15 protein-coding genes and 2 tRNA genes are annotated in these 15,597 nt (G+C 66.6%); 11 read left to right on the top strand and 6 right to left on the bottom strand.

Translation table 11 applies throughout. The features are described 5' to 3' along the window. Positions 1–433: 433 nt before the first annotated feature. The 6 genes from dnaN to ACLF6J_RS10945 all read left to right on the top strand — a co-directional run bounded on the left by dnaN (position 434) and on the right by ACLF6J_RS10945 (position 8,497). Positions 434–1,576 carry a DNA polymerase III subunit beta gene (dnaN, locus tag ACLF6J_RS10970; RefSeq protein WP_047519758.1) on the top strand — a complete coding sequence of 381 codons (1,143 nt, stop codon included), beginning with the start codon at positions 434–436 and terminating at the stop codon, positions 1,574–1,576. A 52-nt stretch (positions 1,577–1,628) separates the two neighbouring features. Further along, entirely contained in the window at positions 1,629–2,813 is a 1,185-nt protein-coding gene (gene recF / locus ACLF6J_RS10965; RefSeq protein WP_047519756.1) for a DNA replication/repair protein RecF, read from the top strand. Then, on the top strand, positions 2,806–3,309 hold the full coding sequence (locus ACLF6J_RS10960) for a DUF721 domain-containing protein (protein ID WP_131491648.1): 504 nt from the start codon (positions 2,806–2,808) through the stop codon (positions 3,307–3,309). The genes recF and ACLF6J_RS10960 overlap by 8 nt, the downstream gene beginning before the upstream one ends. Before the next feature lie 118 nt (positions 3,310–3,427). Continuing rightward, positions 3,428–5,497, top strand: a complete 2,070-nt coding sequence (gyrB, locus tag ACLF6J_RS10955; protein WP_052193261.1) for a DNA topoisomerase (ATP-hydrolyzing) subunit B — start codon at positions 3,428–3,430, stop codon at positions 5,495–5,497. 43 nt (positions 5,498–5,540) lie between these two features. Beyond that, positions 5,541–8,096, top strand: coding sequence for a DNA gyrase subunit A (gyrA, locus tag ACLF6J_RS10950; protein ID WP_131491647.1), 2,556 nt, complete (start codon positions 5,541–5,543; stop codon positions 8,094–8,096). Further along, the gene (locus ACLF6J_RS10945; RefSeq protein ID WP_047519752.1) at positions 8,093–8,497 is read left to right on the top strand and encodes a DUF3566 domain-containing protein; all 405 of its coding nucleotides are present in this window, start codon (positions 8,093–8,095) and stop codon (positions 8,495–8,497) included. Before gyrA ends, ACLF6J_RS10945 begins: the two co-directional genes overlap by 4 nt. A 68-nt stretch (positions 8,498–8,565) precedes the next feature. Here ACLF6J_RS10945 and ACLF6J_RS10940 read toward each other — a convergent pair whose 3' ends face one another. After that, a complete protein-coding gene (locus ACLF6J_RS10940) occupies positions 8,566–9,276 on the bottom strand; it encodes a VIT1/CCC1 transporter family protein (RefSeq protein ID WP_134352584.1) in 711 nt (236 codons plus the stop codon). A gap of 127 nt (positions 9,277–9,403) precedes the next feature. Here ACLF6J_RS10940 and ACLF6J_RS10935 point away from each other — a divergent pair, with 127 nt between their 5' ends. The 5 genes from ACLF6J_RS10935 to ACLF6J_RS10915 all read left to right on the top strand — a co-directional run bounded on the left by ACLF6J_RS10935 (position 9,404) and on the right by ACLF6J_RS10915 (position 12,544). After that, the gene (locus tag ACLF6J_RS10935; protein ID WP_134352585.1) at positions 9,404–10,672 is read left to right on the top strand and encodes a sensor histidine kinase; all 1,269 of its coding nucleotides are present in this window, start codon (positions 9,404–9,406) and stop codon (positions 10,670–10,672) included. Continuing rightward, positions 10,660–11,349, top strand: coding sequence for a LuxR C-terminal-related transcriptional regulator (locus tag ACLF6J_RS10930; RefSeq protein ID WP_134352586.1), 690 nt, complete (start codon positions 10,660–10,662; stop codon positions 11,347–11,349). Before ACLF6J_RS10935 ends, ACLF6J_RS10930 begins: the two co-directional genes overlap by 13 nt. After that, entirely contained in the window at positions 11,346–12,287 is a 942-nt protein-coding gene (locus ACLF6J_RS10925) for a DUF4097 family beta strand repeat-containing protein (protein ID WP_134352587.1), read from the top strand. The genes ACLF6J_RS10930 and ACLF6J_RS10925 overlap by 4 nt, the downstream gene beginning before the upstream one ends. A gap of 85 nt (positions 12,288–12,372) precedes the next feature. Beyond that, positions 12,373–12,446: transfer RNA gene (locus ACLF6J_RS10920), tRNA-Ile, on the top strand. Positions 12,447–12,471: 25 nt separating this feature from the next. After that, positions 12,472–12,544: transfer RNA gene (locus ACLF6J_RS10915), tRNA-Ala, on the top strand. Between the two features lie 50 nt (positions 12,545–12,594). Here the strand turns inward: ACLF6J_RS10915 and ACLF6J_RS10910 are convergent. Genes ACLF6J_RS10910 through ACLF6J_RS10890 form a run of 5 tightly spaced genes read right to left on the bottom strand, consistent with a single transcriptional unit; the run spans position 12,595 to position 15,481 of the window. Further along, a complete protein-coding gene (locus ACLF6J_RS10910; RefSeq protein WP_047519744.1) occupies positions 12,595–12,948 on the bottom strand; it encodes a VOC family protein in 354 nt (117 codons plus the stop codon). A gap of 18 nt (positions 12,949–12,966) precedes the next feature. Continuing rightward, positions 12,967–13,413, bottom strand: coding sequence for a GNAT family N-acetyltransferase (locus tag ACLF6J_RS10905; protein WP_134352588.1), 447 nt, complete (start codon positions 13,411–13,413; stop codon positions 12,967–12,969). A gap of 16 nt (positions 13,414–13,429) precedes the next feature. After that, positions 13,430–13,822 (bottom strand): HNH endonuclease, encoded by a 393-nt coding sequence (locus tag ACLF6J_RS10900; protein WP_134352589.1) that lies wholly within the window; start codon positions 13,820–13,822, stop codon positions 13,430–13,432. Positions 13,823–13,870: 48 nt separating this feature from the next. Next, positions 13,871–14,995, bottom strand: a complete 1,125-nt coding sequence (locus tag ACLF6J_RS10895; protein ID WP_134352590.1) for a M24 family metallopeptidase — start codon at positions 14,993–14,995, stop codon at positions 13,871–13,873. 39 nt (positions 14,996–15,034) lie between these two features. Continuing rightward, on the bottom strand, positions 15,035–15,481 hold the full coding sequence (locus ACLF6J_RS10890) for an iron chaperone (protein ID WP_047519736.1): 447 nt from the start codon (positions 15,479–15,481) through the stop codon (positions 15,035–15,037). Positions 15,482–15,597 lie beyond the last annotated feature (116 nt).

Below are 15,597 nucleotides of genomic sequence, written 5' to 3'. Positions count from 1 at the left end.
TCTGCCCGACAGGGATTCTGATCTCTCGATAGATGCCTCTATGCACATGTGGATAACTTGTGGATGATCGTGGATTCCATCGGGACGAATGTGAGCTGAACACCCAAACCTGTGGATAACTCGGACAACACCTCCGTTGTCCCCAGGACCGGGATCCCGCGGATTCCTCAGGGTTTCCACAACTGACAAGCGTGTAGTTCCCTACTCGCTCCTGATATCCACCGACTTATCCACAGTATCCACAGCTGTTAACACCGTTAAGGAGTTAAGTCATTCAAGGCGCGATCCGATCACCAGACGGTGGGGAGAACCGGCGAACGGATGACAGGAAACCTCGGCGTAGGGATACGCAGGACTGTGGGGCTAGCATGGGAAGCCCTGCACCGGCAGGGCCGACGACGACGCGTCACAGTTCGACGACAAGGGAGCACCCGTGAGGTTTCAGGTCAACCGCGATGTCTTCAGCGAGGCTGTCTCGTTCGTCGTCAAGCTTCTGCCGCAGCGCAATCCGCAGCCGATCCTCGCCGGAGTCCTGATCGAAGCAGACGGATCCAGCCTCACGCTCTCCGCCTTCGACTACGAGGCCTCCGCTCGGACGACCATCGAAGCCACGGTCGAGACCCCCGGCACGATCCTCGTCCACGGACGTCTTCTCTCCGACATCGCCAGCCGCCTCCCGAACGCTCCGATCGAGATCGCCGTCGAGGAAGACGGCGGGATCGCCGTCACCTGCGGTTCGGCCCGATTCACACTCGCCGCCATGCCGGTCGAGGAATATCCGTCCATCCCCGAGGTGAACGGATCCTCCGGCGTCGTTCCGGCTGAGGAATTCGGCACGGCGATCGCACAGGTCGGTTTCGCCGCGTCACGCGACGACGTCACTCCCGTCCTCACCGGTGTGCAGCTCGAAGTCTCCGGACACACTCTGAGCCTGGTCGCCACGGACCGCTATCGGGTATCGCTCCGCGATGTGCCGTGGGACGGCGAGTCCGTCGAGGCGACAGCGCTGGTGCCGGCACGCACCCTGCTCGAGGTCGGGAAGACCTTCGGTCACGCCGGCAACATCCAGGTGGCCTTCTCCGGCGCGGGCGATCGCGAGATCATCGCCTTCACCGCCGGCAACAAGACCGTGACCTCGCTGCTCATCAAGGGCAACTTCCCCCCGGTCCGACGCCTTTTCCCCGAGCAGACCGACCACTACGCGGTCGTCAACACGGCCGACCTCGTCGAAGCCGTCCGCCGTGTCTCGCTCGTCCTCGATCGTGCGGCGCCGCTGCGATTCACGTTCTCGAGCGACAGCGTGACCATGGATGCCTCCGGTGGAGACCACGCGCGCGCATCCGAGTCGGTCGATGCGATCCTGTCCGGCGGCGACGAGGTCACGCTCGGCCTCAACCCCCAGTACCTGATCGAGGCTCTCGGAGCGGTCAAGAGCGAGTTCGTCCGCGTGACGTTCACGTCGAGCGACAACGCCAACAAGCTCAGCCCCGTGCTGATCACGAGCCAGACCTCGGTCGACCAGGCGGGCCTCGACTCCTTCAAGTACCTGCTGCAGCCGAACCTCCTCCTTCGCTGATCCCGCGCCTCATCCCGCATCCGTTGTCAGACCTCGAAGGTAGGCTGACTCCGTGATTGTGGAGCACCTGAGCCTGGTCGATTTCCGCAACTACGCGACCGCGGAACTCGCTCTCCACCGGGGTCCGAACGTGCTCGTCGGACGCAACGGACAGGGAAAGACGAACCTGGCGGAAGCGGTCGTGTTCCTGGCCACCCTCGGTTCACATCGCGTGTCGTCCGATGCACCCATGGTGCGCGACGGGCAGGAGTTCGCGGTCATCCGGGCGCGGCTCTCGCACGGCGAGCGTCGAGTGCTGGCAGAAGTCCAGGTGAACAGGCAGGGGTCGAACAAGGCACGCATCAACGGCTCTCCGTCCAAGCCGAACGAGCTGCCCCGTTACGCGCACGTCGTTCTCTTCGCGCCGGAGGACCTGCAGATCGTCCGGGGCGACCCGTCCGCCCGCCGCCGGTTCAGCGACCAGCTCCTCATCCAGCGCACTCCACGGATGGCGGGCGTGCTCGCCGACTACGACCGTGTGCTCAAGCAGCGCAATGCCCTGCTGAAGTCGGCGCGTGCCCGCGGCATCCGGGGCGAAGGTCTGAGCACCCTCGATGTGTGGGACGACAAGCTGGTCTCGCTGGGGTCCGAGATCATCACGGCTCGACAGCGGTTGGCCGTCGATCTCCAACAACCCGTCGCCGATGCATATGAAGCGATCGCCGGTGCAGATCATCGTCCGCAGCTGGAATGGGCGCTCTCGGTCGGTGGCGGCGACCCCGAAGAGGATGAGGGCGGACCCGAAGAGGTCTCCCCCGCCGACAGGCTCAGCGATCCGAACCGCATCGCGGACCTCTTCCGGGCCTCTCTCGCGGCGAAGCGTTCCAATGAACTCGACCGCGGCCTCACGCTCACCGGACCGCATCGGGACGATCTCGTGCTCCGTGTCCGCGACCTTCCGGTGAAGGGGTACGCCTCGCACGGGGAGTCCTGGTCGGTCGCGCTCGCGCTCCGGCTGGCGTCGGCGGAGCTGTTGCGCAGCGAATCCCCCGCTGGCGATCCGGTCCTGATCCTCGACGACGTGTTCGCCGAGCTCGATGCGGACCGGCGTCGTCGACTCGCAGCCCTCACCGCAGGGTACGAACAGGTCGTGGTGACCGCGGCGGTGGAGGAAGATATCCCTGAGGTGCTGCACGCGCATGTGGTGCGCATCAGCGCCGGGACGATCAGTGATGAACGGGAGGCAGCCGATGACTGACGCCGCACCGACTCCCGCTGCCGATGTCCCCGAGACGGTCGGCACCTACCTGCGTCTGCGCGGTCTGCAGCCGAGCTCGAAGAGCTGGAAGCGCAAGCGTCGCATCACGACCGATGACGACAACGCGCCGTTCACACCCGGGCGGGATCCCGGGACCCTCGGCGCGGTCCTGGACAAGCTGAGCCGCGACTCGGGGTGGCAGATCACTCTGGCCAGGGAAGACCTCGTCCGTCAGTGGGCGGATCTCGCGGGCGCCGACACGGCGAAGCACTCCGAACCCGTCTCCCTGGAGCGAGGATTGCTCACCGTGAAGTGCGACTCGACGGCGTGGGCGAAGAACCTGCAGTTCATGCGCGCGACGATTCTCACCGAGATCGGTCGCCGCTATCCGGAGGCCGGCGTGGAGAACCTGCGCTTCATCGGACCGGACGTCCCCTCGTGGAAATGGGGTCCCAGAGCCGTTCCAGGGCGGGGCCCGCGCGATACCTACGGGTAGGACACCACGCAAGGGGTCAGAAACGCTCAGAGGGCCACACACGGCCGCAGAGCGGTGTTTCCCCACGAAACTCCGCTAGAATGGCAGTTCGTGATATCGATGTGGAGAATGCCCTCTGATGACGCCTGAATCCCCCGCTGACGAGACGGAATCGAACATCGGGGGAACCCCCGAGGACCAGGGCACCATTGCACCCAAGGCGAAGCAGCCCGGGGAGTACGGCGCCGACTCGATCCAGATCCTCGAAGGCCTCGAAGCCGTCCGCAAGCGTCCCGGTATGTACATCGGTTCCACGGGACCGCGCGGTCTGCACCACCTCGTCTACGAGATCGTCGACAACTCGGTCGATGAGGCCCTCGCCGGATACGCCGACACGATCTTCGTGACGATGCTCGCCGACGGTGGCGTGCGTGTGGTCGACAACGGTCGAGGCATCCCGGTGGACCCGCACTCTTCCGACCCGAACAAGTCGACGGTCGAGGTCGTGCTCACGATCCTGCACGCCGGCGGAAAGTTCGGAGGGGGCGCCTACGCCGTCTCCGGTGGTCTGCACGGTGTCGGATCCTCGGTCGTGAACGCGCTCTCGACTCGATTCGACGTCGAGGTCAAGCAGAAGGGCTTCGTCTGGCGGCACAGCTTCGCCGACGGCGGCATCCCGCAGCAGAAGCTCGAGAAGGGCGAGGCGACCGAGGAGACCGGAACCAGCATCACGTTCTGGCCGGACGCCTCGATCTTCACCGAGACGATCGAGTTCGACTACGACACGCTGCGCACACGATTCCAGCAGATGGCGTTCCTCAACAAGGGACTGCGCATCGAGCTGCGTGACGAGCGGGAGTCGTCTGCGTACGAGGTCGAGGAAGACGGCGCGACCGTCACCAAGCAGCCCGGCGACGTGTTCTACTACGAGCGCGGACTGGTCGACTACGTCGAGTACCTCAACAAGGTGCGTCACGCCGAAGTCGTGAACGACGAGATCATCGCGTTCGAATCGGAGGACACCGAGCGCAAGATCTCCCTCGAGGTCGCGATGCAGTGGACGACGTCCTACACCGAGAACGTCTTCACCTATGCGAACACGATCAACACCCACGAAGGCGGGACGCACGAGGAGGGCTTCCGGGCAGCTCTGACCACACTGGTCAACAAGTACGCCCGGGCGAACAACCTCCTCAAGGAGAAGGACGACAACCTCTCCGGTGACGACGTGCGTGAGGGACTGACCGCGGTCATCTCGATCAAGCTCGGCGAGCCGCAGTTCGAAGGTCAGACCAAGACCAAGCTCGGCAACACCGAGGCGAAGGCGTTCGTGCAGAAGGTCGTCGGCGATCAGCTCGGCGACTGGCTCGAGCGCAACCCGAACCAGGCGAAGAACGTCGTCCGCAAGGCGATCGATGCCGCGACCGCCCGGCTCGCCGCTCGCAAGGCCCGCGAGACCGCTCGCCGCAAGAGCGTGTTCGAGTCGGCGGCCATGCCGGACAAGCTCAAGGACTGCACCAGCAAGGATCCCTCCATCAGCGAGATCTTCCTCGTCGAGGGTGACTCGGCCGGTGGTTCCGCGGTGCAGGGTCGCGACCCGCACACGCAGGCGATCCTGGCGCTCCGGGGGAAGATCCTCAACGTCGAGCGTGCACGTCTCGACAAGGCGCTGGGCAACAAGGAAGTCCAGGCGATGATCCAGGCCTTCGGCACGGGGATCGGCGAAGAGTTCGACATCGAGAAGGCTCGCTATCACAAGATCGTCCTGATGGCGGATGCCGATGTCGACGGCCAGCACATCACGACTCTGCTGCTCACCCTGCTGTTCCGCTACATGCGCGGACTCATCGAGGCCGGCTTCGTGTACCTCGCGATGCCGCCGCTGTACCGCCTGAAGTGGTCGAACTCCGCACACGAGTATGTGTTCAGCGACGCCGAGCGCGACGCCCTGCTCGCACACGGCCTCGAGAACGGCAAGCGGATCCCGAAGGATGCCGGCATCCAGCGCTACAAGGGTCTCGGTGAGATGAACCCCAAGGAGCTGTGGGAGACGACGATGGACCACACCACGCGCACCCTGCAGCAGATCACCATCGAGGACGCGGCCGCGGCCGACGAGATCTTCAGTGTGCTGATGGGCGAGGACGTCGAGTCCCGACGCAGCTTCATCCAGCGCAACGCCAAGGACGTCCGCTTCCTCGACATCTGATGCCCGCGGGCTCAGACCAGATGTGTGACAGAGAGATTGATTCATGACTGACGAAGAACGCACCGAACCGGAACACGATCACGGCAAGATCGACCAGGTCGACCTGCAGTCGGAGATGCAGCGCAGCTACCTCGACTACGCCATGGCCGTCATCGTGGGGCGCGCCCTCCCCGATGTGCGCGACGGACTCAAGCCGGTGCACCGCCGTGTGATCTACGGCATGTACGACGGAGGGTTCCGCCCGGACAAGTCGTTCTCCAAGTGCGCGCGTGTGGTCGGCGAGGTCATGGGCCAGTACCACCCGCACGGCGACTCGGCGATCTACGACGCCCTCGTGCGACTGGTTCAGCCGTGGTCCCTCCGCTACCCGCTCGCTCTCGGGCAGGGCAACTTCGGTTCCCCCGGGAACATGGGCGCCGCGGCTCCGCGATACACCGAGACGAAGATGGCTCCGCTCGCGCTCGAGATGGTGCGCGACATCGAAGAGGAGACCGTCGACTTCACCGACAACTACGACGGTCAGACGCAGGAGCCGACGGTTCTCCCCGCCCGGTTCCCGAACCTGCTCGTCAACGGTTCCGTCGGTATCGCGGTCGGAATGGCCACCAACATCCCGCCGCACAACCTGCGCGAGGTGGCGGATGCGGCGCTGTGGGCGCTGGACAACCCCGGCATCCCCCGCGAGGAGCTGCTCGACGGTCTGATCCAGCGCGTTCCCGGCCCCGACTTCCCGACCGGCGCGCAGATCCTCGGGACGAAGGGCATCCACGAGGCGTATCGGACCGGTCGCGGCTCGATCACGATGCGCGCGGTCGTCAACGTCGAGGAGATCCAGGGTCGTACCTGCCTCGTCATCACCGAGCTGCCCTATCAGGTCAACCCCGACAACGTCGCGGTCAAGATCGGCGACCTGGCCCGTGACGGCAAGATCACCGGCATCGCCGACATCCGTGACGAGTCCTCGGACCGCACGGGTCAGCGTCTGGTCGTCGTGCTCAAGCGCGACGCCGTCGCGAAGGTCGTGCTCAACAACCTGTACAAGCACACGCAGTTGCAGGAGAACTTCGGCGCGAACATGCTCGCGATCGTGGACGGTGTCCCGCGCACGCTCGCGATCGACGGGTTCATCACGCACTGGATCTCCCACCAGATCGATGTGATCGTGCGACGCACCGAGTTCCGGCTGCGCGAGGCCGAGAAGCGGATGCACATCCTGCGCGGATATCTGAAGGCGCTCGACGCGCTCGACGAGGTCATCGCGCTCATCCGACGGTCGCAGACCACGGCGGATGCGAACGAGGGTCTCCAGAAGCTCCTCGACATCGACGAGATCCAGGCCGATGCGATCCTGCAGATGCAGCTGCGTCGCCTCGCAGCTCTCGAGCGTCAGCGGATCATCGATCAAGCGAACGAGCTCGAGGCCCAGATCGCGGACTACAAGGCGATCCTCGCCGACGAGGGTCGTCAGCGTGTGATCATCCGCGAAGAGCTGACCGGCATCGTCGACCGCTTCGGTGACGAGCGTCGCACGCACATCCTGCACGGCTTCGACGGCGATGTGTCGATGGAAGACCTCATCGCCGAAGAAGAGATGGTGGTGACCGTCACGCGCGAGGGCTACATCAAGCGCACGCGCAGTGACAACTACCGCTCCCAGCACCGTGGCGGCAAGGGCGTCAAGGGTGCACAGTTGCGGGCGAACGACATCGTCGAGCACTTCTTCGTGACGACCACGCACCACTGGCTGCTGTTCTTCACCGACAAGGGCCGGGTCTACCGCGCGAAGACCTACGAGGTGCCGGAGGCCGGACGCGACGCCAAGGGCATGCACGTCGCGAACCTCCTCGCACTGCAGCCCGATGAGAGCATCGCCCAGGTGCTCGACATCCGTGACTACGGGGTGGCGGACTACCTCGTGCTCGCCACACGGGAGGGCCTCGTCAAGAAGACCCGGCTCGACACGTACGACACCAACCGCCAGGGCGGCGTCATCGCGATCCGTCTGAACGAGGAGGACGAGCTGGTCAGCGCGCTCCTCGTGAACGCGGAGGACGACATCCTCCTCATCAGCCGGCACGGGATGTCGGTGCGCTTCGAGGCCACCGATGAGGCGCTGCGTCCGATGGGTCGCGCGACGGCCGGTGTTCGGGGCATGAAGTTCAAGATCGACGACGACTCCCTGCTCTCGGCGTCCGTCGCCGCCCCGGGGAAGTTCGTCTTCGTCGTCACCGACGGCGGCTACGCGAAGCGCACCGCGATCGAGGAATACCGGGTCCAGGGACGCGGCGGGACAGGCATCAAGGTCGCCAAGTTGAACGACGATCGGGGCACTCTCGCGGGTGGTCTGATCGTCGCAGAGGACGACGAGGTCTTGGTGGTTCTGTCCAGCGGCAAGGTGGTACGCTCTGCCGTGGCCGAGGTCCCCGCCAAGGGTCGCGACACCATGGGAGTGGTGTTCGCCCGGACGACGGAGGCCGATCGCATCCTCGCCATCGCCCGTAACGGTGAGCGTGGCCTCGCCGAAGAAGAGGCCGAAGCGGAGGATGCCGAGATCCAGGCACCTGAGACGACAGAAACCCCCGAGGATACAGACGCATGAGTACAGTGGCCGACAAGCTGGCGAAGAAGTCGACACGCAAGACAGGCGGCAAGCAGGTCCGGCTTCGTCTGGTCTACGTCGACTTCTGGTCGGCGGTGAAGCTGTCGTTCCTCGGAGCCGTGGCCCTCGCGGTCGTCACGATGGTGTCGTTCTTCCTCATCTTCCTGGTGCTCCAGGCGACGAACGTCATGACGACGGCCGAGAGCTTCCTGGTCGGCATCACCGACAACGCTTTCGTGCTGTCCGAGGTCGTCGGACTGCCGCAGGTCATGGCCTTCGCGGCGGTCGTCGCCATCCTGAATCTCATCGTCTTCACGGTGCTCGGCGCCGTGGTCGCCGGCATCTACAACCTCGCCGTGAAGGTGACGGGCGGATTGCTCGTCGGGTTCATGTCGAACTGATCCCTCACACGGACACACGAAGGGCGGATGCTGCGGCATCCGCCCTTCGTCGTTCCCTCGAGCGGTTGCTACACGACGCCGGTGGTGCCGAGCAGCGTGCCGATGAGCCATGTGGCGGCGAGGGCGAGTGCTCCGCCGAGCACCAGCCGGATCGATGCGCGCACCGGCGCGGATCCTCCGATCCTGGCTGAGACGGTTCCGGTCACGGCCAGAGCAAGGAGGACCGCGACGAAGGTCACCGGCACCCGCCATTCCGGGGGCGGGAGGAGGATGGCCAGCAAGGGCAGGAGTGCACCGAGAGTGAAGGCGATCGCCGAGGACATCGCCGCATGCCACGGATTCACGAGGTCGTCCTGGTCGATGCCGAGCTCGACCTCCAGGTGAGCGGCGAGGGCGTCGTGCGCGGTCAGCTCTACCGCCACCTGACGTGCCGTCTCGTCGGAGAGCCCGCGGTCGCGGTAGAGCTGGGTGAGCTCGTCGAGCTCCACCGCAGGCATCGTGCGCAGCTCTTCGCGCTCCTTCGTGATCAGCGCGCGCTCACTGTCGCGCTGGCTGCTCACCGATACGTACTCCCCGAGGGCCATGGAGATCGCTCCGCCGACGAGGCCGGCGATGCCCGCGGTGAGGAGCGCGGCGTTGTCGGTCGTGGCACCGGCCACTCCGACGACCAGGGAGGCGACGGAGACGATGCCGTCGTTGGCGCCCAGCACCCCCGCGCGCAGCCAGTTCAGTCGCTGGCCGAGACCGGCGCCGTGCGGTTCTGCTTCGTGCATCGTCATGCCTCCAGTGAAGCAGGAAGGAGGCTCGGGACACAGGAGATCCGGAAGCACGCGTTACGGAAAACCCGAAACAGAGTGTCCGGGTGACTCGGTGCCGCGCGCAACGGCCCCGCCGTACCTTGGAAGCATGACCACTCAGACTGCGACCCCGGCTTCCGCAACCGCGGTGAAGCCGCCGTTGCGCATCTTCCTCACGATCCTGCATCTGGCAGGCGTCGGCGTCCTCGGCGGCGTCATCTTCGGCATGCTCGGCGGCCTTCTCGGCACCGGCATCGGCCTCCTCTTCGCCGCCGGCATCGGCGTCGTCCTCTTGGTCGGACTCGTCTACGCCCTTTACGGACTCGGCTGGTTCGAAGTCGCTCGTGTCGGCGCGCTCTACCGCACGCCGATCCCGCCGCTGCGTTTACAGCCGCGTGATCGTCCCGGATTCGGCGGGTGGTTGCGGTCCCTCGGACGGCAGGCCATCGACGGCCGGATGTGGCGGGCAGTGGCGAACTTCGCCATCTCCGCCGTGCTCGGCTTCGTCGTCCTCCGACTCTTCTGGGGTCTGGTGTGGTCGATCATCATCTCGTTCGCCCCGCTCACGGCCGCGGACTCCGTCATCGGACCGTTCGGTGGCGGGGGGATCCCCGTGGCCTGGGCTCCGCTGATCGGCGTCCTCGGCCTCGCCGCCTGCGTCGTCGGGATGATCGGGCTGGCACTGCTGCATCGAACCCTCTCCCTCGCGATCGTGATCCGCAGCAAGGAGACCGAGCTCACCGAGCGCGTCCGCACGTCGACCGCCCAGCGTGAGGGTGCGGTGCGCGCCGCCGATGTGGAGCGCACCCGGATCGAGCGCGATCTGCACGACGGGGTACAGCCGCGGCTGGTCTCGGTCGGGATGACGCTCGGACTCGCGCAGCAGAAGATCGACAACGATCCGGAGGCCGCCAAGGAGCTGATCAACGAGGCTCACACCTCGACCAAGGCGGCGATCACCGAACTCCGCCAACTCGCTCGCGGCATTCACGCCTCGGTGCTCGATGATCGTGGTCTCGACGCCGCCCTTTCCGCTCTTGCCGGGAGGTCGCACATTCCCGTGCACCTCGATGTCCGGATGGACGGCCGGTGCAGCCGTGAGGCCGAGGCCGCCGTGTACTTCTCGATCGCGGAGTCCCTGACCAACGCGGCCAAGCACTCGCGGGCCAGTGAAGCCCGGGTGACCGTGCGCGTGCGTGAGGGCAACACCCTCTGGGCCCGCGTGGAGGACAACGGTATCGGAGGCGCTCAGGTGCAGCCCGGTGGGGGTCTGGACGGCATCGCCAACCGCATCCTCGCCGCGGGAGGGACCTTCCGCCTCGACAGCCCGCAGGGCGGACCGACCAGCCTGGAGGTGAACGTACCGTGCGCATCCTGATCTGCGAGGACTCGGTCCTGCTGAGAGAAGGCCTCGTTCGCCTGCTGGAGGACGCAGGGCACGAGGTGGTCGCTGCTCTCGCTGACACGGTGGAGCTCGAGCAGACGGTGGCCGGTAGTGCACCGGATCTCTGCATCCTCGACGTGCGGTTGCCTCCGACCTTCACCGACGAGGGCATCCGCGCCGCGCTCGGTCTGCGGGCCTCGCGCCCGTCGCTCGCGATCCTCGTGCTCTCGCAGTACGTCGAGGAGCGATACGCCTCGGATCTGATCGCGGCGCAGGGCGGTCCGCTCGGATACCTGCTCAAGGACAGGGTCGCCGATGTCGAGGAGTTCCTCGGTTCGGTGCAGCGCATCTCGGAGGGCGCGACCGTTCTCGACCCCGAGGTCGTCGCTCAGCTCCTCACGCGCCGCAATCGCGACGACAAGATGATGCGACTCACCGAGCGGGAACGCACCGTGCTCGCGCTGATCGCCGAGGGGAAGTCGAACCAGGCGATCGCCGGTCTGCTGTTCCTCTCGGAGGCCAGCGTCGAGAAGCACATCACTTCCATCTTCCAGAAACTGGGCTTCGACCCGGACGAGTCCGGCAATCGCCGCGTGCTCGCCGCGCTCGCCCACATCGAGAACACGGGCGGCCCGACGCCGCCGACCGGCCAGACAGGAGTGGCACGATGACCACCGACAACAACGGCTTCCCGGGCGAGCACACCCCGCTCACCCCGCCGCCCGCTTCCCCGCCCGCCTCTCCGCCGCAGCCATCGGCGGCGCAGGGGGCACCGACACCGCCGCCGCCCAGCCCCACGGGAGGGCGTTCGTCCGGAGCCACGGCCGTCCTGGTCGTGACAGCGGTGGTGGGCGGGATCGCCCTTCTCGGAACCGGCGGCACAGCGGTCGCCGCTGCGGCGGGTTCCGTCATCTCGGCGAGCCGGCCGGATTCCGTGCAGACCGCGAACGCGCGGGGCATCGAGGGTGTCGACCTGGATGCGGATGCCAGCAGCATGCGCGTCGAGTTCGGCGACGTGGATCAGGCAGAGCTGGCGATCACCAACGGGCGAGGACCCGCGTGGACGTTCGAGCGTGACGGCGACGAACTGATCGTCCGGAGCCCGGACAGCGTGTTCGGGTGGTGGTTCGGCAGCTGGTTCGGGGACGAGCAGATCGCCGTGCTCACGCTGCCGGAGAGCCTGCGGGACGCGGAGCTCGACGCCGACCTCACACTGGATGCCGGCAGCCTCGACGTGGACGGCGACTTCGGGGTGCTCGACGCCACCGTGAGCGCCGGCGCGCTCGACGTCACCGGCTCCGCCACGGAACTCGACGTGGAGATGAGCGCCGGTCGCGCCGACATCCTCCTCGATGGCGTGACCGTGGCCGATCTGGGTGTGTCCGCGGGTGACCTCACGGTCGAGCTGACCGGTACACCGCCGTCGCAGACCACGATCGATGTCAGTGCCGGATCGCTCGATCTGACCCTGCCCGATGTCGAGTACGCCGTGAGCCAGGACATCAGCGCCGGCACCCTCAACTCGAAGGTGCAGGAGGCATCGAGCGCGCGGCGGACCATCGAGGTATCGCTCTCCGCGGGCACGGCGACGATCCGCCCGGGCCGCTGAACACGGTCGAGGGCGAGGACACTCCCGGGTCGTCGCCCTCGATTCGGAAATTCCGTCTTTCTCCGGTAAAGTCTTGGAGGTTGACGGGGCTATAGCTCAGGCGGTTAGAGCGCTTCACTGATAATGAAGAGGTCCCAGGTTCAAGTCCTGGTAGCCCCACTCCTCAACTCAAGAAATCCCTCACGGGGCCTTAGCTCAGTTGGTAGAGCGCCTGCTTTGCAAGCAGGATGTCAGGAGTTCGAATCTCCTAGGCTCCACCGGAAGATGAAGCCCTCGGTGCGTACCGGGGGCTTCTCTCTTTTCGCGGTCACTCGCGATCGGTGTGCATCCCGACGTTGATGACGCGACCATCGGAGTCGCGGTAGAAGAAGCGCGTGACACCCCAGGGCTCGTCGGTGAGTGGATGCACGATCTCCAGGCCCAACGCTTCCGCGCGGGCGAAGGCCGCCGTGACGTCGTCGACGAAGACGGAGACATCGGGATTCACCGGCGCCGAGGCGTCGCGGGTGATCAGGCTGAGCTGGTGCCCCTCCTCGTCGCCGAGCGTCACGATCCAGCCGTGGTCCATCAGCACCCGCAGCCCGAGAACCGCCGAATGCTCGGCGACCGCGGAACGGAGATCGGTCACGGTGAGATCAGGGACCACTCTCTCGACGCGCATGCCCCCATCATCCCCGCGTCAGGCGAGATCGATCTGGTAGTGGATCATCCCCGACCGGGAGGCGACGCGGTCATAGAGGCCTCGCGCTGTGGTGTTCGACTCGGCGGTGAGCCAGTAGACCTTCGCGGATCCGTGCTCCTCGGCCCACGCTCGCACGTGCGCGATCAGTGCCCGCCCGACACCGCCGCCGCGGACGTCGGGTGCCACGAACAGGTCTTCGAGGTAGCAGTAGTCCGTGGTCGTCCACGTCGCGGCATGCGTCAACCAGTGCACGATGCCCACGGCCGTGCCCGTCTCGTCGCGGGCGATGGCCCCTTGGATACCGCCATCAGGGTCGACCAGTCGCTCGAAGGTGGAAGCGGTGATCGTCGCGTCGAGGTCGGTCTCGTAGAACGCAAGGTACCCCCGCCAGAGAGCGAGCCACTCGGGCTGGTCCGCGGCGGTGAGGGGCGCGATCGTCGTCATGAGTCGAGACTAGTGACTAGGGGAGCGCGGTGCCGTCCGGGGAGGGCCGCAAGGCGCGCAGGATGGTGGCATGACGGACGAGGAACGTCCGCTCATCGAGCTTCTTCCGTCGCAGCCACCCGGTCACCTCGTCATTGTGCTTACTGGCATTGCAGGAGGCGCACGCCGGGACCACGTTCTCGAGGGTGTAGCGACCGCCGCGCGACACGGGCTGGATGCAGTCACGCTGTAGAGCTGCGCCGTCACCGCCGCAGTAGGCGCATCCGCCCCAGGCCTCCATGAGGTCGTACCACTGCTCGTCGGTGAGGTCGTTGTCGACGCGGGCGAGCCGATTCTGGCGGCGTTTCGCGTACCGTGCTCGGGTCGCCGGAGATGCGGTGGCGAAAGAGACCTTGCGGCGGCGACGCATGCGCCGATCGTATCGCGGGAAGTGCTCGCGCTCGGTCAGCGCGCGAGGTCAGCGGAGGCCGACCGCGGTGAGACCGTGCGGCGCGACGTTGAGCCGCTCCCCACCGTCCGCCGTGACGACGACGATGTCCTCGATGCGGGCGCCCCACTCGCCGGCGAAGTAGATGCCGGGCTCGATGCTGAACGCCATGCCTTCGCGCAGGACCAGGTCGTTGCCCGGAGCGATGTACGGCTCCTCGTGCACCGAGACGCCGATGCCGTGGCCGGTGCGATGCAGGAACGCCTCCCCCAGACCCGCGTCGGTGAGCACGCTCCGGGCGGCGGCATCCACCTCGGCCGCGGTGGCACCGGGACGCACGGCTTCGACCGCTGCCTGCTGCGCCCGCACGAGCACCGCGATCCGTTCGGCGGCTGCGGGGGCGGGAGTCCCCACCACGTAGGTCCGCGTGCTGTCCGAGTTGTATCCGCTCGGGACCGCACCGCCGATGTCGACCACGACGATGTCGCCCTCCTCGATCACCCGATCCGACACCTCGTGGTGCGGGTCGGCGCCGTTCGGACCAGACCCGACGATCACGAACTCGACCGTGCGGTGGCCCTCCGCGACGATGGCCTCGGCGATGTCGGCTGCCACTTCGCGCTCGGTGCGTCCTGCCCGAAGCCACTCGTGCACCCGTCGATGCACCGCGTCGATGGCTTCTCCGGCCCGGCGCAGTTCGGTGATCTCCTCGGCGTCCTTGATCATCCGCCCTTCGCGCAGCACCGGAGTCGCGAGCTCGAGGCGCACCCCGAGACGATCCCCGATCGGGAGGACGTGCAGCGCGGGGAGGGCATCGGAGACACCCACACGGGCGGCGTCGCCCACCGCCGAAGTCACCAGCGCATACGGGTCTTCTCCATCGACCCAGTCGGCGACCGCGAGACCCAGCTCGCCGACAGCCGTGCTGCGCACCTTCGCGAGTTCCATGCGCGGCACCACGACCGTCGGCGTCGCGCCGGGGGCGATCACGAGGGCCGTCAGCCGTTCGATCGTGTCGCCTTCCACTCCCACCAGATACTGCAGATCCGGCCCGGGACCGACCACGATGGCGTCGAGCCCCGCGTCGGCGGCGAGGGAAGCGGCGCGGCTGAGCCGGGCGGAGTAGACGGAGGCGGGGAACGGGAGTGTGCTCACGACATCCACGCTACTGCGCGGTCGCCGCCGGGTCGACGGTCAGCTGATCGCGACGCGGATGCGTTCCGCGAGGAACTCCAGATCGGCGTCGGTGAGCGCGGTCACGGCGTACGCGGTCGGCCAGACCGTGCCGTCGTCGAGGTTCGAGATCGGTTCGAAGCCGAAGGTGCCGTAGCGCACCTTGAACTTGCTCGCGGGCTGGAAGAAGCAGAGCACCTTCCCGTCACGACCCCACGCCGGCATCCCGTAGTACGTGCGCGGCACCAGCTCCGGGGCGACCTCCGACACGAGGGCATGCAGCTTCTTCGCCAGAGCCTGGTCCTCGGCGGTGAGCTTCTCGATGGCCTCCGTGATGTCGGCCTCCCCTGCTGCCCGCAGCTCTTCCGGTGACTTCTTCGCCCGGGAACGTCGGGTGCGGGCCTCCTTCGCGGCGGCCTGCATCGCCTCGCGTTCTTCGGCGCTGAAGTTCTTCTCTTTCTCGGCCATCTTCGGTCCTCTCGGTGTGCTGCCGGTATGGACTTCACACTACGGAGGAGAGACGCGGGCGTGCTTCTCGATTCCTGATCGATCCCCGCCGTGGCGCCGACGCCTGACAGACTGAC

The sequence above is a fragment of the Microbacterium sp. IO18 genome (assembly GCF_049099505.1).
Taxonomy (GTDB): domain Bacteria; phylum Actinomycetota; class Actinomycetes; order Actinomycetales; family Microbacteriaceae; genus Microbacterium; species Microbacterium aurugineum.
This window is presented reverse-complemented; position numbering and strand designations above follow the sequence as displayed.